Genomic DNA, 23,651 nt, shown 5'->3' on the forward strand with positions numbered 1-23,651 from the left:
TCCCCTAAAAACTTTGAAGTAATGATTTCATTACTAGATACCAGCCATCTACTAATACGAATAGCAAAATTTTAAATGGCAATGAAATCATAACGGGCGGTAACATCATCATCCCCATCGACATAAGTGTACTTGCGACAACCATATCAATAACTAAAAACGGAATGAAAATCATAAAGCCCATTTGAAATGCTGTTTTTATTTCACTTAATGCATAGGCAGGCACGAGCATCGTCAGCGGTATTTCCTCAATTGTTGTTGGTCGCTCTGCTTGATTGTATGCAATAAATAATTCTAAATCCTTTTGCCTCGTATGCTTAGCCATAAATTCCTTAAAAGGTATAGCGGCGCGATCATAGGCCTCTTCCAAATCAATTTCCTCGTTAAATAATGGTTGCAATGCTTGATCATTTACCTCCTGAAAGGTAGGTGCCATAACAAAAAATGTTAAAAATAATGCTAACCCTATAATCACTTGGTTTGGAGGCATTTGCTGTGTGGCTAATGCCGTTCTAGTAAAAGAGAGCACAATGACGATACGAGTAAAGGAAGTCATTAAAATTAAAATACTAGGTGCTAAGGACAGCACTGTTAATAAAAGAAGTAGTTTGACTGACGTTGAGACATTTGCTGGATCAAAATCAGAGAATGCAGTAATTAATGCCATCATTGCTTATCATGCTCCTTTTCTTTCCATTGCTCTAGTCCATTACTACGTTCTTTTTTTATTTCTGATAATCTTTTATCGAATATATTGCCAAAGCTTTCTACTTGTTGTTCCGTTTTTTGCTTCTGCTCTGATTTTTTCGTAAACAGCTCAACAATATGTGGTACTGTTGGCATCGTCAGTTGCTTATCTTCATACTGCGCCAAAATTTGCTCAATTTCTTCTTCATCTGAAAGCTCTTTTAATAGTTGAACATTGTCACCGACACCAATCATATAAAGATGGTTGCCTACTTGAATAATTTGAACGGATTTTTGTGCGCCAACCGAAAGTCCACCAACATTGCGAACAACACTATTTTGTTGGTATTTTACATTGCGTTTATTTAAAAATCTAAGCACACCTATCAATAAAGCAAGAACCAAAATAAGTGCAAACAATACTTTCATATAGCTCCATAAACTGAAAGAGCCAGATGCCGGGGCATTTTCATCTGTAACGGCATCTGTAGCGGCATCTGTTTCAGCATCAATATCATCGGAAGATGGACTGTTCTTCAAATGATCAATAACATAGCCATCTTGCGCAGCGTATGCTTCAGTTGGTGAAAAAACGGCAATCAATACAAGCAGCATAACAAAAAAATACGCATGTAATGATTTATTTTTTAGCATTCTATTAACCTAAAGCTTTTTGGATTGCTTCAATTACTCGGTCAGCTTGGAATGGCTTTACGATGAAATCTTTAGCACCAGCTTGAATCGCATCAATTACCATCGCTTGCTGTCCCATCGCGGAGCACATTATTACAATAGCATTTGGGTCTGTCCCTTTAATTGCTTTTAGTGCCGCGATACCGTCCATTTCTGGCATTGTAATATCCATCGTTACTAAATCAGGACGTAATTCGCTGTATTTTTCGACTGCTTGTGCACCATCCGCTGCCTCGCCTACTACCTCATAGCCATTTTTCGTTAAAATATCTTTAATCATCATACGCATGAAAGCAGCATCATCAACAATTAAAATCTTTTTAGACATAATCAATTCCTCCAGTTTAAACTATCGTAAATTATTCAAGCGGTCAGCTTGACTTAAAATATCTGTAATACGAACACCGAAATTCTCATCAATAACAACAACTTCGCCTTTCGCAATTAAGCGACTATTTACTAAAATATCAACAGGCTCTCCTGCTAACTTGTCTAGCTCGATAATCGAGCCACTTGAAAGGTCTAAAATTTCCTTTACTGAACGCTTTGTTCTTCCAAGCTCTACAGTCACTTGCAATGGAATATCTAACAGCATATTTAAATTACGTGATTCTTGCTGTGATAAATTTGCTTGCTCAAAGCTTGCAAATTGTGCCGTTTGTACATTCACCTGCTGCTGTGGAGGCATTTGATATACAGGCTGCTGATACATTGGCGGCTGTTGATATGCCGATTGTTCGTACATAGGTTGCTGATACATCGGCTGCTGCTGTTGTACAGGTGGTTGTTGCATTTGTTGCTGTACTTGCTGCTGCACCGGTTCGGAAGCAGGCTGTGTCGGCTGCGCTACAGCTTCCACTGCAGCTGATGCTTCCTCCTCATCAGTTTCCCCCATTAATGACTTTACTATTTTCTTACTAAAGTTTAAAGGTAATAGTTGCATAATATTCGAATCGATTAATTCACCAATACGCAATCTAAAGGAAACGCGTACAAGGAAATCATCGTCCGGTATATTGTCTTTTCCTTCATCTTGAGCAATGTTCATTAAATCAATGGAAGGCGGTGAAATGTCTACTTTCTGATTAAAGATTGTTGACATCGATGTTGCTGCAGAGCCCATCATTTGATTCATTGCTTCCTGTACGGCACTTAATTGGATTTCTCCTAGCTCAGGCTTCGGATTTAAGCCGTCTCCACCAAGCATTAAGTCGGCAATAATTGCAGCATCTGACTGTTTAATAACGAGTAGATTAACACCTTTTAATCCAATCGTATATTCTACTTGAATTGCAACATATGGATGCGGGAATTCCTCATCTAGTCTATTGCGATTAATCATTGAAATGCTAGGTGTTGTAATGTCTACTTTTTGACCAAGCAATGCAGATAACGCAGTTGCTGAACTACCAAAAGAAATATTACCTATTTCACCTAATGCATCCTGTTCCATTGGACTCAGATGGTCTTCTATTCTAACCTCATCAGCTAATACTGTTGCAGCATCCTCCGATGTATCTTTTTGATTTTCTAAAGTTTCACCTCTTAACAAGGCTTCAATCTCTTCTTGGGAGAGCATTTCATCACTCATCTTCGTCTCCTCCTTCCATAGGATCAATAATTTGAACAGCCATCTTTTTACCTAGTTTACCAGGTTGTATCGTGAATTTCGGCGTATTGCCAACTTTCAGTACGAGATGTTCATCAATTTTCTGTTCTAATGGTATAACATCACCGAGTTGCATCGTTAAGAAATCTTCTACTGAAATCGTTGTATTTCCAAGCTCCGCTACAACTGGTAACGCAGATTGCTTCACGCGTGATTGTAAAAAATCCATTTGCTCTGGTGAGTTTTGCTTCGTATTTGTCTGCATCCAATAGCGCACTGATAAATTAGGCACAATTGGTTCAAGCACAACGTGAGGCAGACAAATGTTAATCATCCCTGTCGTTTCACCAATAACTGTATTTAGTGATATGACAACAACCGTTTCGTTCGGTGAAATCATTTGCAAAAATTGCGGATTTACTTCTAACTCAACAAGCATCGGGTCGATTTCTACAATACTTTCCCACGCCTCACGCATGTTATCAAACGAACGTTCAAATAAATTCGTCATAATTTTTTGTTCAATTTCTGTTAAATTATCGACATTGCTATGACTTGAACCTGCTCCCCCCATTAAACGGTCTAACATCGAATAGGCGATGTTTGGATTAATCTCCATTAAAATATTACCATCTAACGGCGGTACTTCAAATACATTTATTAATGTCATATTCGGTATTGAGCGAACAAATTCTTCAAAAGGTATTTGGTCAACAGATACAACTGTTATTTGAACATAGGTTCTTAATTGTGCTGAAAACGATGTCGTTAATAATCTAGCAAAGTTTTCATGTATTCGGGTCAAACTTCGGATTTGATCTTTTGAAAAACGAAGTGCGCGTTTAAAGTCATAAATTTTCACTTTTTTCGTTTCATCTTCTTTTTTCATATCATCCGCTGACATTTCTCCTGTTGAAATCGCAGATAACAGCGCATCAATTTCAGATTGGGATAATACATCTCCTGCCATTTGCCCACCTCCATTTCAAAAGATGTTTCTAGTATGTTTATTCGGCAGTTATCTTTCGTTTTTAGCAACTGCCCTACCATAGGTAACGAGGGCGTTGCTATGTTTTAGAAATTAGTTGTAGCTAGTACTTTACTTATAAGTATGCTAGATTGCAAGTTAGCTAGGTCTACTGACTTATGAAAGAGGTTATATATACTTGTTGAACTGTACCCTCTTGCATAAATTCATTAATTTTCGTCTCTAGCGTATTTTCAAATGCTATTTTACCTTGCTTTCCTTCTAATTCTTTTAGCTCCATAGCCGATAGCTCTTGGATAGCGATGTTATTCACTTGAAATAGGCGCTTTTCTAATTCCGTTGCAGCCTCTTTGCTATCTGTTTGAATTTTCAGCTGCATAATAACAATGCGTTTATCAGCCAAATTCGTCCTAATTTCAGGAACATCTACTGACGCTTCTAAAATTTCGTCAATTGTCGGCTCTGTATTTTGCGTTCCTTTATTTGCCTGTACATAAACGACAAACAGGATTGCTCCTACTAAAATTATTGCCACTAAAATAATAATCATAATCGTTAACAGCTTATTATTCTTCATTCTCTTCACCTCGTAGATGCGGATTAGATAATATTTGTATATGTTGATAAAAGGTTTTTACCTTTTGGCGCACCTGCTCCTCTTTTTCTAAAACGATTAATTTGCTGCCAGTTGTTAATGTAATCGTCGTATCCGGAAAGGATTCGACGGTTTCTATGTATAATGCATTTAACGTAAATGTTTTGCCATTTAGACGCGTCAGTTCAATCATTGAATTAGGGCCGGTCGAACGAAGTGCCGGCCCGACCCTCCCTTACAATGAATTATAATCAATCAAATTATCAGGCGTGTTGATTAGCTTTTTTTACAAGGCAAGCCTAGTAACTCGTTGATTTCCGCTACGGGGGACACTTTCCTCGGGGTGCGGCTTCAACTAATTTATTTCGGTCAATGCCGAAATAAATGGATTTTCAGCCCGAGGCCAATACGATGTTGGTCATGAAGACGTTGCTCGCTTGTCGTAGCGACCTTAGCCTCCCTACCTTTGTATCCCGATGGAGTCGCCCCCTTCGTTCCAATCAACGAGTGTATGCCTAAGAGAAGGCATTTCTTCTAAATAATACACGCTAATTAATAAACAATGTTTACATAATCAACACATCTGTCAAATTATCGTTTTAAATTTACAAGCTCTTGTAAAATTTCATCTGATGTCGTAATAATACGTGTATTCGCTTGGAAACCACGCTGCGCTACAATCATTTCTGTAAACTCTTCTGATAAATCAACATTCGACATTTCTAAAGAACCTGACACAACAGCTCCAATACCCGCTACTGTTCCTACTTGCGCGTATAATTCACCAGAGTTAGCTGTTTTTTGATAGTAGTTTGCGCCAACTTTCTCTAAACCACCAGCATTTGGGAATTTACCAAGGATTAATGTACCTGCGTACATTAAATCTCCTTTATAGTCAACATAAGAGATTGTTCCATCTTTCCCGATACTAATATTTTGAGCAGTTGTAGGAATACGAATTGTTCCAATATCCCCCTCTTCAGGGTTTAAAGTCGCATCCTCTGGATCATATAAGTTTGCTCCTTCATCGCCAGATACAGCTGGTCTGTCGTCTAATAGTATCCCTTCATCTCCATCAGCATCAACAGAATATTCTTCCGCTCTAACACCAACTAAATATTTCCCGTCAGCATTTACTAAATAGCCGTTACGGTCCATATAGAAATTCCCTGCACGTGTAAATAAAATATTGCTAAATGCGTCTTCCCCTGTTTCCTCAATGATTCCTTCATCGTTTGGTGCAGTTGCATCCGCCACTAAGAAGAAACCATCTCCTCCAATTGAGAAGTCTAACGTACGTCCTGTATTTTGACGCGAGCCTTCTGTATGGATAGTATCAATTGCAGCAAGCTCTGAGCCTAAGCCTACTTGTTTTGGATTGACACCCCCGATAGTGTTCGTTGGACCTGAAGCACTACCTATACTTTGTGACATTAAATCTTTAAAAATTACGCGACCTTTTTTAAAACCATGTGTATTTACGTTGGCAATATTGTTACCAATTACGTCTAACTTTGTTTGGAAGTTTCTTAAGCCTGAAATACCCGAATACATCGAACGTAACATATTGTTTTGTTCTCCCTTCGTCTTATCAAATTCGTTTGTATTTTTTAGTGTGATACTACATCAGTCAGTCAGTAGCATCCAATAGGCCTCCTAAAAGGTCCAGCCTATAAAATAATTGTACCATCAATATTTGTGAAAATTTGTGCTTTCGCCTCTAAGCGGTCCATCGCTGTAATAACCGTCGCATTTTGGGAGCTGACAATAAGCGCTGCCTGCTCTATCAATACTAAAGGCTGCTTTACCCCTTTTTCATGTGCCTCAAATACTTTATCCGTTACTTGCTGCCACTCTGAATCCGAGATAATAATTCCACGCTCTTGTATGCGTTCTGTTGCATGCTTGCTAATTTTTAATTGCTGTCCATTGACTGCCGACTGTAAGTGCTCCATAAAGGATGTCGGTGCAGTTTGTTTTGCTCGCTGTGCTGGCTGTATCGGTGGATGATACGGAATGCGCTGAATTGAATTTATCTGCTTCATGTGCCCCACCACCTTACTCGTTATCAGCAGGCGATTCAGAATTTTCAGTTGGCTCTGTTGATTCTGTCTCATCATTTACTACTTCAAACTGGTCTTGCGTTAAGCGAGTGCCATCACTTAACAAATAAAGAATTGAGCCATTTTTCATTGTGATTGCTTCAATAATTGCCTCAAGATTTTGTCCATCTACTTCATAACGAACGATTTGACCAATCAATTTGCTCGCTTCTGCAAATGGATTACCAGCTCCGGAAGTCGAATCCTTCCCGACAATCGAAGAAATATTACCGGCTGAAATCGTTTTGCCATCTTCTAGTACGAATTGTGGTTGCCCATCGACGAATTTCAACTCAACAATTGTTCCTACGCCCTCATTGGCAATTGGCATACCTTTTTCATCTAATTCTTCAGTCAACTCATGCCATTTTACCTCTTTACCAATAAAAGTAGTATAGGACATTAATTGTGTTTGTTGTTGTGATTCCACTAATACCTCTATTGCTTTTGTCATATTCTGCATCTGTTCTAGAGATGAGAACTGAGCCATTTGAGCTATAAACTCACGGTCACTCATTGGATTTGTTGGGTCTTGGTTTTGTAGCTGTGTAATTAATAGCTGCAAAAAAGCATCTTTACCTAACGTGCTATTGCCTGTTTCCTTTGTTGGCGGGTTGTAGCTCGAATGATAATAACTTTCTGGAATTCCAGTTGTGCTTGTATTTGTCATTCCTTACACCTCCTCGCTTAAAAATTCACTAAATGATTTTTTATCATCATCATCTTCATCGTTTTGTGTTTCTTGTTCTTCGTTTTGCTGTTGTTTAAAGAAGTTATTAAAGAAGCTTTGGTCACGCATATTGCGTTCTGCATCTTGTAGGGCTTGCGAAACATCAATACGCTCCATTTGAATGTTTTGTGCCGCAAATGCCGTCTTTAATTGTTGTAGATTCGAATCAAGTAATTCTTTTCCTACCGCTGTAGATGCAAGTAATCGCGCTGTTAGCATACCGTCTTTTTGCATAATTTCAATACGAATAGAGCCTAAATTTTCTGGATAAAGCTTTAGCATCAATCGCATCGTACCTTGCGTATTTGACAGTTGACTGCGATTAATTAAATTTTGTATTTCTTTTAGTAAGGCTTCAGATTGTGCTGGACGCTCCGCTGGCAACGTTAATGTTACTGTTTTAACTGCTGTAGATGCTGGCTGTGATGCAATAGATGTCGGCTGTGAATTTTCTACTTCTTGCTTAATCACTTGCTGAAATACAACTGTTTTAGGTGCTTCCTGCACAGTTTGTTGTTGCGTTTGCGCTGCTTGCTGTAACTGTAGAGCGATTTGCTGGAATGCTTCCTTTACTTGTGCCAGCAGCCATTCTTGGTTATATACTGTATCTACTTTAGCGCCAATTACTTCTGCTAATTTCAATACAGCTAACACTTTTTCAGCCTGCTGTGGCGCTACTTGATGCTCACCTTGCAATGCTGACATGATTTGTGCTACTAAATTTGGTGCTTGCTCAATAAAAGTCCAAACATCCTCAATTTGTGCTTCCTCTCCAAGTAACTGTTGGACAATCATCATTAGCTCGTCTTTTTCAATATCTAAAGCTGCTGCCAAATTGTCTAAATTCATCATGCTTTCAACCGCTATAGCCTCACCTTCCACCTCAACAAATAAAAGTGCCTCGTCGTGGGGAATGCCCAATATTTCTAGTACGGATTCAAGTGAATCAGCTTTCATAAGCTGCTCAACTGCGCCCAGGTCCGTTTGAGCTGTAGTTGATGATGTCATTGTTGGTTGATTCGACGCTGCCAAAATTTCATTAAAGACCGAACCAAATTTTTCATTGCTAAGTTGGCCATTTGTAGCTGCTGACGCTGCCTGCTTTGGCATTGTCACTTTTGGAGACAATTGCTGAACCATTGCGATATTCATTTTTTCACCCCCTTTCAAATCATTGCTGTGCTAGTAATTCCGTATAGCGTGCTGCGTCTGCTGCTGGCATTTTTGTGAAAATAGCTGACAAAATATCCGGCTTCAAATTTGACATAATTCGCAGTGCCTCTTCATCGTTCATTTCTATTAAAATTGGGGCCGCTGCTTTTGCAGACATTTTTTCAAAAGTAGATAAAATTTCTTGGAAGTCCTTTTTCACTTCTTCTTGCTCGCGTTTTAGTTTATCGATTTCAAATAATAAACGCTCCTGCTCAATTAATAATTCTTCATTTTTTTCATTCGAAGCATCAATTTCGGATTGCAATCGTGCCGTAATTGCTTCTTTTTCTTGTAGCTCTGCCTGCAATGCTACTATTTTTTGTTCTGTCATTGATGTGTTTTCTATTACTTCCTCTTTGTCTGTGTCAAGGAATGGAATTTTTTCTTTCATACTATCTGCGAATTGGAAAACATTCGTGTTCGTGAAATATGCTACGATTAATACAATCGTAATCGTAAACAACAATGGGATAATAAACAGCATAAAGAATTTTTGAAAAAATCCCGGTTTCTTGTCATCACGCTCTTCTTCATTTATGTTTTCAATCTGTTTTTTCGCCATGACATCACCTGATTTCCCTCTTGTTATACGCAAGCGATGATAGTTCATCTAACTGCTTTGCCTCGATGCGATTTTGCTCTTCTCTAAAGGCATCAAAATCTTTTTCACGCATTTTTTCAAACTTGCGTACTTCTAAATTTTTTTCCAGTAACTTTTGCTCATGCCAATTCATTTTTGAACGTGCTTGTACAACTTTTTCTTGGACATCCGCTATCGTTTTTTCCATGCTGTCAATAAAGTTTGCATAATGGCTAATTTCATCTATCGAAGCGCCGATTGTTAAACGCTCCTGCTGAAAAGAAATTAAATCCTCTTTTTTCTTTAATAAGTCATACAGCCTTGTCGCTACTTCTTCAAAGACACGCACGGACTCCTTGTAAGCAATTTCTGATTCGTTTTTTTCCTGCTCACGCACTACTAATATTTTTTCGAATCGATATGTGTATTGCATTATGACGATACACCACCATTTGCTAAAGTAATTAATTCATTTACAGCTTGCTCTATTGATACATAATCCTTATAGCCTTGCTTTAAATAGGTTGTAATGAGCGGTTCATATTGGATTGCTTCGTCGATTTCACGCGACGTGCCTCGCTTATATGCGCCAATATTAATTAAATCCTCTGATTTCGCATACGTATAATACAATTCTCGTAAGCGCTCCGCTGCTTTTACATGCTCAGGCTCTGAAATATGGTTCATTAGTCGACTAACACTTTTTAACACATTAATGGCAGGATATTGCCCTTTATTTGCTAATGTACGGTCTAAAACAATATGGCCGTCTAAAATACCTCGTACTGTATCGGCAATTGGTTCATTCATGTCATCACCATCTACTAGCACCGTATAAAAGGCTGTAATAGACCCTTTTAAATTTGTCCCTGTCCGCTCTAATAAAGAAGGTAAAATAGCAAATACAGAAGGGGTATAGCCACGTGTTGCGGGTGGCTCTCCAACTGCTAAACCTACTTCACGCTGCGCCATCGCAACACGCGTTACCGAATCCATCATCAGCATGACATTCATCCCTCGATCTCGGAAATATTCCGCAATTGCTGTAGCTGTAAATGCTGCTTTTATACGCATCAATGCGGGTTGGTCACTTGTTGCCGCAACAACAATTGAACGACTTAATCCTTCTGGACCTAAGTCTCGCTCTATAAATTCTCGAACTTCACGCCCACGCTCGCCGACTAAAGCAATAACGTTTAAGTCAGCCTTTGTATTTCGGGCAATCATACCGAGCAATGTACTTTTTCCGACACCGGAACCTGCAAAAATCCCTACACGCTGCCCAGTGCCAATTGTCAACATACCATCAATGGCCTTTACACCAACTTCCATTCGTTCGCTAATTGGCGGACGTGTCATTGGGTTAGGAGGCTGTCGTTCTGTTTGTACTGATACAAGCCCTTTTGGCAATGTATAGCCATCGTATGGATTGCCCATCGAATCTAGTACTTTACCAATTAGCTCTGGACCCACTTTTATTTCTAACGGCTTGCTTGTCCCTTCCACTAAACAGCCGATTGAAATTTCACGCAATGAGGAGAATGGCATTAGGACAACAATTTCATCCCTGAAGCCTACTACTTCAGCTAATATTGTTTGCTGCCCATGCTGCATCGTTTGGACATGTATTTTACAGACATCCCCTATGGAGCTCTCTGGGCCTCGTGACTCAATCATTAAGCCTACTACTCTCGTTACTCGTCCAAATTTTTTGAATGTATTGAGATTGGGTATATGTTCAATTAATTGAGCCGTCTTCATCCATATCAGTCCTTGCTTGTTAAAATTTCATTTAGTTTCAAACGTAGTTCATTCAACTGTTCATCAATTGACACAACGATACGTCCGTGATTCGTTTCGATATAGCTTTCGGTATTTTCCAAGTCTTCATTCACAAAAAATAATAAAGGAACATCTGGCGGGAACATTTCAGCTAATTCATCACGATTTTTCGTAATTAGCTGATAATATGCTGGTGCTACATAAATTTTTATTTCCTTCATTTCCCGCGCCTCTTTTAAGCCGCGTTTTATGATTTCAGTAAATAATTCATTATCTCGTTCTAATGCCACACCAATAATGCGTTCTGCCGCAGTTAAAGCTAGTTCAAGCACAACAAACTCTTGGTCATCGATATACTTTTCCGCATTTTGCTGCGCTTGTTCAATCGTCTTGTTGGCAATTTGCAGCGAATGCTCCATTGCTGCATTTGCTTTTTGAATACCTTCCTCATAGCCAGCAGCAAAACCCTCCTCATGAGCCTGCTGCTCTAGCATAAGCTTCTCTTCCTGCCAAATTTGCTTCAATTGCTCAATAGCTTGCAATTGTTCGTCACGATATTGCTCTAGCTGTTGACGTTCCAATTCAATTTGTTGTCTTGCTTCTTCTAAATACATTTCTCGCTCTGCATGAATATCTTCTAATGTTAGATTCTCGAGCTCTTCGATTTCGTTGTTTGCTTGAAAAACGGTCGGTTGAAAAAAATCCTTTATTTCAATTTTAACACCTTGCTCCGCTTCAGTTGACTGTGCTTGTATAGAGCGAATAATTCTAGACAATGACGTCATCCCCTCCACCACGAGCTATAATGATTTCTCCTGCGTCTTCTAAACGTCTAATAACAGCAACGATGCGAGACTGTGCATCCTCTACATCTCTTAAACGCACCGGTCCCATAATTTCCATTTCTTCTTTAAATGTATCTGCCATACGCTGTGACATATTGCGGAAAATAATATCTTTTACTTCATCAGATGATACTTTCATCGATAATAGTAAATCTTCATTTTCACAGTCGCGAATAACACGTTGAATTGAGCGATTATCAAGCGTAACAATGTCCTCGAATACGAACATGCGCTTCTTGATTTCCTCTGCCAGCTCTGGATCTTGAATTTCGAGTGCATCCAAGATTGTTTTTTCTGTTTGGCGATCAACCCCGCTAAGCACCTCAACAACTGCGTCAACGCCACCTGTTTCAGTGTAATCCTGCGTCACAGTAGAGGATAGCTTACGTTCTAAAACAGATTCAATTTCACTAATTACTTCCGGTGATGTCGAATCCATTACGGCAATACGCTTAGCGATATCTGCCTGAACTTCCTGCGGTAATGACGATAAGATGACACCTGCCTGCCCAGGCTCTAAATAAGATAAAATTAACGCAATCGTTTGTGGATGCTCATTTTGAATAAAGTTAAAAATTTGAGCTGGGTCTGCTTTGCGCGCGAAATCAAATGGTCTTACTTGTAATGATGACGTTAGGCGATTTAAAATGGCCTGCGCTTGATCGCTACCCAACGCTTTTTCTAAAACTGTTTTTGCGTAGCCAATACCACCCTGTGTAATATAATCTTGCGCTAATGCGATATTATGGAATTCCTCAATAATCTCTTCTTTGACATTTGCTTCTACTTTTTTCACACTTGAAATTTCTAATGTTAAGCGTTCAATCTCTTCCTCGCTTAAATGCTTATATACTGAAGCTGACACCTCTGGTCCCAGTGAAATTAAAAGTAGGGCAGCTTTTTGCTTTCCTGTTAATTCCTTATCTCTCTTAGACATAGCCAACCCCCTAATTAATCCTCAGCAATCCAGCTACGCAACAACTTAGCAAAATCATCTGGCTTGTCTTTCGCCATTTTTTCTAATTGCTTACGACGTACTGTAGCTTCTGTTTCTTTTTCTTCTGCAATATCTTCAACAATGATTTTTTCCTGCTGTTCACCAATTGCTGATAGCTCCTCTTCCTCTCTACGCTTACGTGAACGTAGAATAAAGAATACGAGCAGTAAAATTGCAACTAATAACACCCCACCAATTACCCAAATCCACCAAGGAATGGCAGTTGCTTCTGTATCTGCCGCTACATCCTTACCGAAGAACGGTTGTACAGATACAACAATTTTATTAGCGATTGCTTCGTTCGTTAAGTCACCAGCAGCCTCTTTATCAAGCGTTGTACGAACAATCGACGTTAAAAATTGCTCGATATCTGCACGTGCCTCTTCTGATAATGAGGATAAGTCCTCTGGGTTCGGTGGCTCCACCATCACCTGAATACCAATATCACGAATTTTATAGGGACTCTCATGAATTTCTTTACGAATGCGATTGACGTCATTGTTAATTGTTTCTTCCATTCGTTCATACTCACCATCGCCAACAGCACCCTCTACATAATCAGTGAAATTATCTGTCACTTGACCTGCTTCAGGTGTTCCTGTAGCCGTAGCCCCCGAACCTGTATAGGTTTCTGTAATACGTTGGGCACTAATCGCAATTCCCGACATATTTTCTTCATCAACAGGTAGCACTAAGTTTTCTTGTCGATTTTCCTGTTTAAAGTCAATATCTGTCGTGACAGATACAAGCACTTTATCCTGCCCCATTAATGTGCCGAGCATATTTTGAACTTGACGCTGCAAGTCACGCTCAATTGTTTTCTTTATTTGCATCTGTCCATCAACAGTAGCTACAGAGCCACCGCCAGATACCGCAGCATCCAAATCGTAATGCTCTGCATACTGATTCGTAATTTGAATATTATCTGTCGTTAAATTCGGAATGCTCTTTTCTACTAAACTATATAATGTTTTAATTTGAGCATCTGTAAACTGCTGCCCCGGTGCTGTTTCTAGCATGACCGCAGCCTTTGCTTCTCCTAGCCCATCCTGCAAAAAGACACCTTGCTTTGGCATGGAAATTTGTACGACAGCATTATTGACACCATCAAACTGTTTTAATAAATTCGCAATTTCGGTTTGCGTTGCAGCAAGCTTTAAAACATCGAACTCATTTTCCGTCATCCCGAATCCTGCGTTTTCTGCAAAAAACGAGGTGCTAATGCCACCTGATTGCGGAAAGCCTTGATTTGCTAATGATACTTTCAATGAATCAGCTTGCTTTGCTGGCACTAAAATATTAGTGCCACCCGCTGCGATTTCGTATGTAACTCCTTGCGCATCTAAAACATCTTTAATTTTTCCAACTTCGGACTGTGATAGGTTCGTATACATCGGAACCATTTCTGTACGTGTTGAAAAATATGTAAGCACACTTGCAAATACAATGATTGCAACAAGTGCGCCGAACATTGCACCTTTTTGTTTTTTTGTACGACTCGACCAAAAATTGGTCGAATCGCTTTTTATTTTTGTCAGTCGTTCATTCATTATGAATCCTCCGGTAATAGTGAATGCTATAATTAATTACACCTTGGCTGGCTAATCTTTAGGCAGATTTTTCGAGCGCGGGTTAAAACCAACTCTTTATAATCTACGACATTCGCCAGAGGCTTTAGCTTGATTCAGCGAGACTTTAAGTACCAGCTAAATAAAGAATGTGCTATTCTCGTAGCCATAGAAGTTGAAACCTTATGTACCTGATGCCTCGCTTTTTTGGCACAAAAAATTCTGCTGAATCAAAATAAATTCGCTTCGCTGTAACCGTTCATTATACACTCATTCGCATAATTTCTTGGTATGCCTCAACCGCTTTATTACGAATTTCAATTGTCGCATTTAGTGTAATGCTCGCCTTTTGTGCAGTAATCATTACCTCGTGTAAATCCACATTGCCACCATTAATCAACTTATTTGTCATCGTGTCAGATTGGATTTGTTGTTCATTCACTTGTGCAATGGCTTCTTTTAATGTTGCAGCAAAGTTTTGCTGTGCTTCATAAGGTGTTGCAGTAAGCTTATTTGTTTCTTGTAAGCCTTGCGTTGGAGTAAGCATCGATATAGAATTAATCGCCATATTTTATCACCTTTCCTTCCAATACGTTATTTACCTATTTCTAAAGCTTTTGTCAACATCGATTTATTGGCATTGAATACTGTTATGTTTGCTTCATAGGAGCGTGTTGCCGAGATTAAATCGACCATTTCTTTTAACGGATCTACATTCGCCATTCTTACATAGCCATTTTCGTCTGCGTCGATATGTGTCGGATCATAGACAAGCTTAAATGGCGTTTCGTTATCCTCTTTAATTTGTGATACTTTCACACCATTTCCGACACCTTGCTTCGTCGTTTTCCCCATCGCTACATTTAGGAAGTTGGAAAATTGCCCTTCTTGTGCTGTTAAAGTAACTGTTTTACGGCGGTACGGCTCCCATTCACCATTTACTTGTTTAGCGCGTGTCGTATCCATATTAGCCATATTGGAAGAAATAACATCCATACGGAGGCGTTGTGCGGTTAAAGCGGAGGCCGTTGTATTCATGCTATGAAAAATTGTCATACTTATTTCCCTCCTTTAATGACTGTATTTAATGTATTTAGCTTTCCGTTCACGCGGTCTATAAGCGCGTTGTAGTAAATTGTATTTTCAGCTAATTTCGCTTGCTCTGCATCCATATTTACACCATTGCCATTATGACGAGCACGTAAATTTGCGTAATCAAATACACCTGATTCAAATTGCTTAAACTGAAAATCATAATGACGAATATCATTTTTATTTGCAGCAATTGTTGCACGCCTTGCATCCTCTAGCATGCTTTTAAAGCTTACATCTTTCGCCTTATAATTTGGCGTATCGACATTCGCTATATTATTAGCGATTGTTTTATGTTTTAAAGTTGCATATGAAAGACCGTTTTCTAAATTGCGAATTGTTCCTCCGAATAAATCCAAGCCATTCACCTCTTTTATATATATAGGGTATTCGTCACATTTCGATATAGGTGTTATTAGTTTAATTGTAATTAAGTTAATCCATAGTGTCTATTGTCTTTTAGCTTTTTTAGATAGTCTATAAGAACTATTTTGTTCCATTTTCTTCTCTCCCTTGTCGAAGATTAGCAATGGCATTTATTTGAAAATGATATTTTATTGTCAAGGTTCTACAAATTTTATCAAAAAACACATTATGTATCGCTAACCTCTCAACGAAATCTAAACCAAAAAACCCATTTTTTGTACCAGACTGTTTGGACTAAGTGAAAAAAAGGTCTTATGGGTTTGCCACAAGACCTTTTTACAATTACTTCATTTTGATTTCAGCTAATGCTACTAAAAATTTATCATTTAACACTTTAATATAAGTGCCTTTCATCCCAAGTGAACGAGATTCGATTACTCCAGCAGACTCTAACTTGCGTAATGCGTTAACAATAACCGAACGCGTAATCCCCACACGGTCTGCAATTTTTGAAGCTACAAGTAACCCTTCATGACCATCTAACTCCTCAAAAATATGCTCAATTGCTTCAAGCTCAGAGTATGATAATGAATTAATCGCCATTTGTACAACAGCTTTCGAGCGAGCCTCTTCCTCAATAACCTCAGCTTTTTCACGTAAAATTTCCATGCCAACTACAGTTGCACCGTACTCCGCTAAAATTAAGTCATCATCGTTAAATTCATCGTTAATACGAGCAAGAATTAGTGTGCCTAGGCGCTCACCACCGCCAATAATCGGCACAATTGTCGTTAAGCCAGAAGCAAATAAATCTTTATTTTCAACTGGGAATGCCGTATGTTGATTGTTAATATCTAAGTTTGGCGACGTTTCTGTGATGTTAAAAAGGTTTTGCGTATATTCTTCTGGAAATTGACGCTCTGCAAACATTTTCTTCATGCGCTCATTTTCGATTTGTTGATGGATTGATAGACCTAAAAGCTTGCCTTTACGACTAACAATAAAGACGTTAGAATCGATAATATCGCCTAATGTATCTGCCATTTCTTTGAAATTTACTGGCTTACCAGCAGAAGCTTGTAGCAGTGCATTAATTTTTCTTGTTTTTGATAATAAATTCATTTTTTATAGTCCTCCTAAGGCTATTTCTCTATTTACGTAATATTCTAAAGGTTTTTATAATTTATAGCAATTATCTATATTGTAAAGTTCTTTACAGCAATTGTTATCTATAAAATAAATTGTGACAAGTCTTTATTTTTTACGATATTGCCTAATTTCTGATCGACATAGGCTGGTGTTATCTCAATATGCGCTGGTGCAATTTCTGATGCTTCGAAGGAGAGCTCTTCTAATAGGCGCTCTAAAATTGTATGCAAACGTCTAGCACCAATATTATCCGTTTCTTGATTTACTTCCGTTGCAATTTCGGCTATGCGATCGATTGCATCCTCTGAAAAGTCAATCGTGACAGCTTCCGTTTCTAAAAGGGCTTTATATTGTAAAATAAGCGATTGGTCCGGCTCCTGTAAAATACGTACAAAGTCAGCCTTTGTCAGCTTCTCAAGTTCTACACGAATTGGGAAGCGCCCTTGTAGCTCAGGTATTAAATCGCTCGGTTTGGACATATGGAATGCACCAGCCGCTACAAATAAAATATAATCCGTTTTTACAGGACCATATTTTGTTGTTACTGTAGAGCCTTCAACGATTGGTAAAATATCACGTTGCACTCCCTCACGTGAAACATTCGCTGAGGAACCGCTATCCTTACTCGCAATTTTATCAATTTCATCAATAAAGATAATACCTGTCTGCTCAGCACGATGAATTGCTTCGGCAGTTAACTCATCCGTATCAATTAATTTGTTTGCCTCCTCTAACGCTAAAATGCGACGTGCGTCCTTGACCTGCACCTTTCGCTTCTTCGTTTTCTTAGGCATTAAATTGGTCAACATATCTTGCATGCCACTCATCTGCATTTCCATACCAGGCATATCAAGTAACGGGGCTGCCTGCTCAGTTACTTCGATTGTTACCCATTGATTTTCAAGCTTCCCTTCCGCTAAATCTGCTGCAATTTGACTACGGCGTGAGCGAACCTCCGCTTCTTCCGTCGAATTTTCATCTTCCGCCTGCTCTGGCTTTTGTCCAAAAAGCATTTCCCATGGGTTTTGCTGCGCTTTCGCTTTCTTTTTTGAAGGTGCAAGCAATTTAACAATTGCTTGATTTGCTAGCTTTTCTGCCTCATCTTGAACTGTAGCAAGCATTTCTTCTTTGACAAGACGCAAAGAAGCTTCAACTAAATCGCGAACCATTGATTCTACATCGCGACCTACATAGCCTACTTCTGTAAACTTCGTCGCCTCTACTTTAATAAACGGCGCTTTCGTTAATTTGGCAATGCGCCTTGCGATTTCAGTTTTCCCAACACCTGTTGGACCAATCATTAAAATGTTCTTTGGGATAATTTCATTTTTCATTTCATCATTCAACAAAGAGCGACGATAGCGATTACGAAGCGCAATGGCTACCGCACGCTTTGCCTCATTTTGTCCAACGATGTATCGATTCAAGTGCTCAGTAATTTGTCTTGGCGTTAAATTAGTCGTCATTATAGCGCCTCCACGATAATATTATGGTTTGTAAATACACAAATATCAGCCGCTGTCGTTAAAGCTGCTTCCGCTATTTGCTGTGCCGTTAAATGCTCACCTGCATGCTTTTTCAAGGCACGCCCTGCGGATAATGCATAGTTGCCGCCTGAACCAATTGCTAAAATGCCATCGTCAGGCTCGATGACCTCACCTGTGCCAGATACTAGAAGTAAGGTTGACTGGTCCATGACGAGAAGCATCGCCTCTAATTGACGCAACATTTTATCACCACGCCACTGCTTCGCTACTTCGACAGCTGCACGCTGTAAATTGCCGTTATACTCATTAAGCTTACCTTCAAACATCTCAAACAAAGTAAAAGCATCAGCCACTGAACCAGCGAAGCCTGCTAGCACCTTGCCATTAAACAGACGTCTGACCTTTCTTGCTGTATGTTTCATCACAACAGCATTTCCTAGTGTTACTTGACCATCTCCAGCCATTGCACAGCCACCATTATGGTGAATGGCAAAAATCGTTGTGGCATGTATTTGCCCCATATTGATTCCTCCTTAAGCTCTAGGATGTGTATTCATATAGGTGCTGCGTAAATGCTCCTTCGTTACATGCGTATACACTTGTGTCGAAGAAAGGTGCGCATGCCCTAATAATTCCTGCACAGTACGCATATCTGCACCATTGTTTAGTAAATGTGTGGCAAATGAATGCCTAAGCATATGTGGATAGAGCTTCGTATGCAGGCTTGCTTTATTCACCATTTCATTTAATATGTGACGTACACCCCGAGGAGTAAGTTCGCCACCTCTCATATTCACAAAAACAGAAGAATGATTCATATTTTTCATTATATGCGGTCGTGCTTCTTCAATGTAAGTTTGTAGTGCTCTATGAGCATATTCACCAAATGGTACGATACGCTCCTTACGTCCTTTTCCCATGACGCGAATAATTGAATAATGGAAATCGATATGTCCTATCTCCAATGCTGTGCATTCACTTACCCGAATACCTGTTGCATAAAGCAGTTCCAATAAGGCGATATTGCGGAGCGATTGAAAATCTTGGCCTTGATTTGCTTCAAATAATTGTGTTAGCTCTTCCTCATAAAAAAAGTTTGGAAGTCGTTCCTCTTTTTTCGGGTGGTACAATGAGCGAAAAGATGAATCATCCAAATTAAATTCTCGATGTAAATAGCGAAAAAAGGAACGAATCGAAGATATTTTTCTTGAAATAGAAGCCCTCGCTTTTTTTTCTTCGTAGAGCTTTGTCACGTATAATCTTGCATGAATATATTCTACATCTTGTAAATTGTCGATGCCTTCTGTCTGTAAAAATGTTAAAAAATGCTGAATATCCGCTTCATACTCCCGCACTGTGTGGACAGAGAAATTTTTTTCAATTTGCACATAGCGAATGAATTGGTGTAGTAATTCATTTTGCTGAGAACTTGACATAACGTAGCCTCCTTCGAGCGGAGCAAATTAATTACATACTGACACTATACCTTAACTAAAAAATTAGCAAGTAAAATGTGCATGAATTTTAAAAAATCAATACATTTTGTCAATTGCATAGATAAAGCCCTTCAAATTATACAATTCAAAGGGCTTTTTCACAATTAGATTGTTTTCGAGTTCACAAAATTACGAATTGTTTCCAATGCGCGATTGGCATGACGCTCTGCACGCTCCGCCTTTGCTTTAATGCGTTCACCTAAATCTGGGAACAAGCCAAAATTAACATTCATCGGCTGGAAGTTTTTTGAATCAGCTTCCGTAATATAGCGTGCCATTGAACCAAGCGCTGTTTCCTCAGGGAAGTATAATAGCTCCTCCCCCTTTGCTAAACGTGCCGCATTAATACCTGCAATTAAACCGCTACCTGCTGATTCAACATAGCCTTCTACTCCAGTCATTTGACCTGCAAAGAAAATATTTGGCTGCGCCTTTAATTGATATGTTTTCGTCAACACTTTTGGAGAGTTGATAAATGTGTTGCGGTGCATCACACCATAACGTACAATTTCAACATTTTCCAAGCCAGGAATGAGCTGTAGCACTTCCTTTTGCGGACCCCATTTCAAATGTGTTTGGAAGCCAACAATATTGTATAAAGTACCTGCTGCATCATCTTGGCGTAATTGAACAACAGCATATGGGCGCTTACCTGTTTTCGGATCTTCTAGACCGACTGGTTTCATCGGACCAAAGAGCATCGTCTTCTCACCGCGCGCTGCCATTACCTCGATAGGCATACAGCCTTCGAAATAGATTTCTTTTTCAAATTCCTTTAACGGTACAACTTCCGCTTCAATCAACGCTTGACGGAAACGCTCAAATTCTTCCTTTGTCATCGGGCAATTTAAGTATGCCGCCTCGCCTTTATCATAACGCGATTTCAAATATACTTTATCCATATCAATTGAATCTTTTTCGATAATTGGTGCTGCCGCATCATAAAAATATAAATAATCCTCGCCTGTTAAAGCTTGAATCTTTTCCGCTAATGCTGGTGATGTCAATGGCCCTGTCGCAATAATTGTAATACCTTCAGGGATTTCTGTTACTTCCTCTTGAATCACTTCTACTAGAGGATGATTTTTAACAGCATCTGTTACATAGCCAGCAAACTCATGACGGTCTACTGCAAGTGCACCGCCAGCTGGTACAGAGCAGCCATCCGCCGCTTTCATAATAACTGAATCAAGTATACGCATTTCCTCTTTAATAACGCCTACCGCATTTGTTAAAGTATTCGCACGTAAAGAGTTGGAGCATACAAGCTCTGCAAATTTATCGGTATGGTGAGCAGGTGTTTGCTTCACTGGGCGCATTTCGTAAAGGCGTACTTTCACACCACGCTTCGCTATTTGCCATGCTGCTTCACTACCAGCTAAGCCCGCACCAATAACGTTTACAATTTTTTCTGACATATTACTTACCAACTTTCTATTGTGATGGTGTTTCCTCATAATCACAATCTGTATTCGTACACTGAATTTGTACACCTTTTTTCAGTTTCTTTTCAACTAATAAAGAGCTGCATTTTGGACATGGTCGATTAATTGGCTTATCCCACGAAACGAATTCACATTCAGGATAACGATTGCAACCGTAAAATAATCGCTTCGTTTTGCTTTTACGCTCGACAATCTCGCCTTCCTGGCATGTAGGGCATTTCACACCAATTGGCTTCATAATTGCCTTTGTATTACGGCAATCTGGGAAGTTTGAGCAAGCCATAAATTTGCCATAGCGTCCAAGCTTGTATACCATCGGGGCTCCACATTTATCGCAATCTTCCCCTGCTGGCTCATCCTTAATTTCGATTTTTTCCATTGCTTCATCAGCATGCTTTACACTTTTTTCGAAATCTTTATAGAACGCATCAATTACCTGTACCCAGTTCGTAATCCCTTCCTCTACACCGTCAAGATCCTGCTCCATTTTTGCCGTAAATTCAATGTTGATAATTTCCGGGAAAAATTCAAGTACAAGCTGGTGAACGATTTCTCCAAGCTCAGTAGGTACAAAACGCTTCGCGTCAAGCTGTACATAGCCACGCTTTTGGATTGTATCTAACGTAGGCGCATATGTGGAAGGTCGTCCTATACCTAATTCCTCTAAAGTTTTAACTAAGCGAGCCTCAGAGTAGCGAGGTGGTGGCTGTGTAAAATGCTGTTTCGGTTCAATTTCTAAAGCCTTTACTTCATCGCCCACTTCCATCTCTGGCAGAAGCTTTGTTGTTTCTTCTGTTTGGTCATCTGTACCTTCTATATAAAGCTTCATAAAGCCTGGGAATTTCACGTGCGAGCCATTCGCTCGGAATTTCACATCACCGTTTAATAAATCAACGGAAACGGTATCTAAAATAGCAGGGGCCATTTGACTAGCGATAAAACGCTCCCAAATCAAGCGATATAAACGTAGCTGGTCACGGCTTAAGACAGCTTTTAAATCATCTGGCGTGCGCATCGTACTCGTCGGACGTATCGCCTCATGCGCATCCTGTGCATTCGATTGCTTTTTCGCCTGTTTCGATCCCGTCGCAATATATTCTTTACCGTATTTCGTGTCGATATATTGCACTGCCTCCGTCTTTGCAGTTTCTGAAATACGCGTCGAATCTGTACGCATATACGTAATTAGACCGACTGTACCCTCTTTTTTACCAATGTCAATACCCTCATATAGTTGCTGTGCTAGCATCATCGTTTTCTTTGCACGGAAATTCAGCTTACGCGCTGCTTCTTGTTGTAATGAAGAGGTTGTAAAAGCAGGTGCGGCATTGCGTCTGCGCTCCTTTTTAATCACATCTGTGACTGTGAAGTGCTCCCCCTTTATATTTTTCAATATTTCCTTCACTTGCTCTTCGTTTGTAAGCTTAATTTTCTCCGCTCCAGTCCCATAATAAAGCGCATCAAATTGCTTTTTACTTTTTTCGAACATACCCTCGATTGTCCAATATTCCTCTGGAACAAAATGAGTGATTTCATGTTCTCTGTCGATAATTAAACGTAATGCAACAGACTGTACACGCCCAGCAGATAAGCCTTTTTTTACTTTCTTCCACAAAATAGGGCTAATATTATAGCCAACAAGACGGTCTAAAATACGTCGTGCCTGTTGTGCATCCACTAAGTCCATATCAATAGGGCGCGGGTTTTTAAAGGATTCCAAAATAGCATCCTTTGTAATTTCATTGAAAACGACGCGGCAATCCGATTCGATATCGATATTTAAAGCTGTTGCTAAATGCCAAGCAATCGCTTCTCCTTCGCGGTCGGGGTCAGATGCGAGATAAATTTTCTTCACTTTTTTTGCTGCCGTTTTTAATTCTTGTAAAACAGGTCCTTTACCACGAATGGTAATGTACTTAGGTGTGTAGTTATTATCCGTATCAATTCCTGTTTGACTACGCGGTAAATCGCGTACATGTCCTATAGAAGCTTTTACTTTATATTTTTTTCCTAAGTATCGTTCAATTGTTTTTGCCTTTGCAGGCGATTCCACTATTACTAAATAATCTGCCATTCATTTCTTTCCCCCTTAGAGAGGTTACTCATTTTATATTTAATACGCCATGGCGTCTCCATTACCTTTTTATTGGCGTCAAATTTATTATAGCTTTGCTGAAATAAAGCTCTCGTTTACTGCATCTATTTGAAGGAGCAGACTTTTCTAGCCC

General features: G+C 39.4%; 26 protein-coding genes. All 26 read right to left on the reverse strand.

The annotated features are described in order from the left end of the window. Positions 1-4: 4 nt before the first annotated feature. The 26 genes from fliP to topA all read right to left on the reverse strand — a co-directional run bounded on the left by fliP (position 5) and on the right by topA (position 23,497). Entirely contained in the window at positions 5-670 is a 666-nt protein-coding gene (gene fliP, locus MHB51_RS06700; protein ID WP_066170061.1) for a flagellar type III secretion system pore protein FliP, read from the reverse strand. Continuing rightward, the gene (locus tag MHB51_RS06705) at positions 667-1,341 is read right to left on the reverse strand and encodes a flagellar biosynthetic protein FliO (RefSeq protein ID WP_066170056.1); all 675 of its coding nucleotides are present in this window, start codon (positions 1,339-1,341) and stop codon (positions 667-669) included. Before MHB51_RS06705 ends, fliP begins: the two co-directional genes overlap by 4 nt. A 4-nt stretch (positions 1,342-1,345) precedes the next feature. Then, complete coding sequence (locus tag MHB51_RS06710) at positions 1,346-1,708, reverse strand: response regulator (protein WP_066170053.1); 363 nt, start codon at positions 1,706-1,708, stop codon at positions 1,346-1,348. A 21-nt stretch (positions 1,709-1,729) separates the two neighbouring features. Further along, a complete protein-coding gene (gene fliY / locus MHB51_RS06715; protein ID WP_066170051.1) occupies positions 1,730-2,971 on the reverse strand; it encodes a flagellar motor switch phosphatase FliY in 1,242 nt (413 codons plus the stop codon). Next, a complete protein-coding gene (fliM, locus tag MHB51_RS06720; RefSeq protein WP_066170048.1) occupies positions 2,964-3,959 on the reverse strand; it encodes a flagellar motor switch protein FliM in 996 nt (331 codons plus the stop codon). The genes fliY and fliM overlap by 8 nt, the downstream gene beginning before the upstream one ends. 166 nt (positions 3,960-4,125) lie before the next feature. Continuing rightward, on the reverse strand, positions 4,126-4,554 hold the full coding sequence (gene fliL / locus MHB51_RS06725; RefSeq protein WP_066170046.1) for a flagellar basal body-associated protein FliL: 429 nt from the start codon (positions 4,552-4,554) through the stop codon (positions 4,126-4,128). Next, positions 4,544-4,765, reverse strand: a complete 222-nt coding sequence (locus MHB51_RS06730; protein ID WP_066170043.1) for a flagellar FlbD family protein — start codon at positions 4,763-4,765, stop codon at positions 4,544-4,546. Before MHB51_RS06730 ends, fliL begins: the two co-directional genes overlap by 11 nt. Before the next feature lie 398 nt (positions 4,766-5,163). Further along, complete coding sequence (gene flgG, locus MHB51_RS06735; RefSeq protein ID WP_066170041.1) at positions 5,164-6,138, reverse strand: flagellar basal body rod protein FlgG; 975 nt, start codon at positions 6,136-6,138, stop codon at positions 5,164-5,166. A 104-nt stretch (positions 6,139-6,242) separates the two neighbouring features. After that, the gene (locus MHB51_RS06740; protein WP_066170038.1) at positions 6,243-6,617 is read right to left on the reverse strand and encodes a TIGR02530 family flagellar biosynthesis protein; all 375 of its coding nucleotides are present in this window, start codon (positions 6,615-6,617) and stop codon (positions 6,243-6,245) included. Positions 6,618-6,630: 13 nt separating this feature from the next. Next, positions 6,631-7,344, reverse strand: a complete 714-nt coding sequence (gene flgD / locus MHB51_RS06745; protein WP_107942289.1) for a flagellar hook assembly protein FlgD — start codon at positions 7,342-7,344, stop codon at positions 6,631-6,633. 3 nt (positions 7,345-7,347) lie between these two features. Beyond that, a complete protein-coding gene (locus MHB51_RS06750; RefSeq protein ID WP_342559262.1) occupies positions 7,348-8,556 on the reverse strand; it encodes a flagellar hook-length control protein FliK in 1,209 nt (402 codons plus the stop codon). A gap of 19 nt (positions 8,557-8,575) precedes the next feature. Then, positions 8,576-9,178 (reverse strand): hypothetical protein, encoded by a 603-nt coding sequence (locus MHB51_RS06755; RefSeq protein WP_107942287.1) that lies wholly within the window; start codon positions 9,176-9,178, stop codon positions 8,576-8,578. Positions 9,179-9,182: 4 nt separating this feature from the next. Continuing rightward, positions 9,183-9,632: a flagellar export protein FliJ gene (gene fliJ, locus MHB51_RS06760; RefSeq protein ID WP_201261918.1), complete on the reverse strand. Its 450-nt coding sequence runs from the start codon at positions 9,630-9,632 to the stop codon at positions 9,183-9,185. Then, positions 9,629-10,957, reverse strand: a complete 1,329-nt coding sequence (fliI, locus tag MHB51_RS06765) for a flagellar protein export ATPase FliI (RefSeq protein WP_107942286.1) — start codon at positions 10,955-10,957, stop codon at positions 9,629-9,631. Before fliI ends, fliJ begins: the two co-directional genes overlap by 4 nt. A 5-nt stretch (positions 10,958-10,962) precedes the next feature. Beyond that, positions 10,963-11,763 (reverse strand): flagellar assembly protein FliH, encoded by an 801-nt coding sequence (gene fliH, locus MHB51_RS06770; RefSeq protein WP_342472854.1) that lies wholly within the window; start codon positions 11,761-11,763, stop codon positions 10,963-10,965. Beyond that, a complete protein-coding gene (fliG, locus tag MHB51_RS06775) occupies positions 11,747-12,760 on the reverse strand; it encodes a flagellar motor switch protein FliG (RefSeq protein WP_066170017.1) in 1,014 nt (337 codons plus the stop codon). Before fliG ends, fliH begins: the two co-directional genes overlap by 17 nt. Before the next feature lie 14 nt (positions 12,761-12,774). Further along, positions 12,775-14,370 carry a flagellar basal-body MS-ring/collar protein FliF gene (gene fliF / locus MHB51_RS06780; RefSeq protein ID WP_066170015.1) on the reverse strand — a complete coding sequence of 532 codons (1,596 nt, stop codon included), beginning with the start codon at positions 14,368-14,370 and terminating at the stop codon, positions 12,775-12,777. A gap of 280 nt (positions 14,371-14,650) precedes the next feature. After that, positions 14,651-14,956 (reverse strand): flagellar hook-basal body complex protein FliE, encoded by a 306-nt coding sequence (gene fliE / locus MHB51_RS06785; RefSeq protein WP_066170012.1) that lies wholly within the window; start codon positions 14,954-14,956, stop codon positions 14,651-14,653. 26 nt (positions 14,957-14,982) lie between these two features. After that, a complete protein-coding gene (gene flgC, locus MHB51_RS06790) occupies positions 14,983-15,444 on the reverse strand; it encodes a flagellar basal body rod protein FlgC (RefSeq protein WP_066170009.1) in 462 nt (153 codons plus the stop codon). Between the two features lie 2 nt (positions 15,445-15,446). Further along, the gene (flgB, locus tag MHB51_RS06795) at positions 15,447-15,839 is read right to left on the reverse strand and encodes a flagellar basal body rod protein FlgB (protein ID WP_342559263.1); all 393 of its coding nucleotides are present in this window, start codon (positions 15,837-15,839) and stop codon (positions 15,447-15,449) included. A gap of 349 nt (positions 15,840-16,188) precedes the next feature. Beyond that, the gene (codY, locus tag MHB51_RS06800; RefSeq protein WP_066170004.1) at positions 16,189-16,968 is read right to left on the reverse strand and encodes a GTP-sensing pleiotropic transcriptional regulator CodY; all 780 of its coding nucleotides are present in this window, start codon (positions 16,966-16,968) and stop codon (positions 16,189-16,191) included. Positions 16,969-17,075: 107 nt separating this feature from the next. Beyond that, complete coding sequence (gene hslU / locus MHB51_RS06805) at positions 17,076-18,464, reverse strand: ATP-dependent protease ATPase subunit HslU (RefSeq protein ID WP_107942284.1); 1,389 nt, start codon at positions 18,462-18,464, stop codon at positions 17,076-17,078. Beyond that, positions 18,461-19,003, reverse strand: a complete 543-nt coding sequence (gene hslV / locus MHB51_RS06810) for an ATP-dependent protease subunit HslV (protein WP_066169998.1) — start codon at positions 19,001-19,003, stop codon at positions 18,461-18,463. The genes hslU and hslV overlap by 4 nt, the downstream gene beginning before the upstream one ends. Before the next feature lie 12 nt (positions 19,004-19,015). Next, positions 19,016-19,918: a tyrosine recombinase XerC gene (gene xerC / locus MHB51_RS06815; protein ID WP_066169995.1), complete on the reverse strand. Its 903-nt coding sequence runs from the start codon at positions 19,916-19,918 to the stop codon at positions 19,016-19,018. Positions 19,919-20,082: 164 nt separating this feature from the next. Further along, entirely contained in the window at positions 20,083-21,396 is a 1,314-nt protein-coding gene (gene trmFO / locus MHB51_RS06820) for an FADH(2)-oxidizing methylenetetrahydrofolate--tRNA-(uracil(54)-C(5))-methyltransferase TrmFO (protein WP_066169993.1), read from the reverse strand. 16 nt (positions 21,397-21,412) lie between these two features. Continuing rightward, positions 21,413-23,497, reverse strand: coding sequence for a type I DNA topoisomerase (topA, locus tag MHB51_RS06825; RefSeq protein ID WP_066169990.1), 2,085 nt, complete (start codon positions 23,495-23,497; stop codon positions 21,413-21,415). Between the last annotated feature and the right edge of the window lie 154 nt (positions 23,498-23,651).

Origin of the sequence: Metasolibacillus sp. FSL K6-0083 (assembly GCF_038630865.1) — a bacterium.
In the GTDB taxonomy this organism is placed as follows: Bacteria; Bacillota; Bacilli; order Bacillales_A; family Planococcaceae; genus Metasolibacillus; species Metasolibacillus fluoroglycofenilyticus.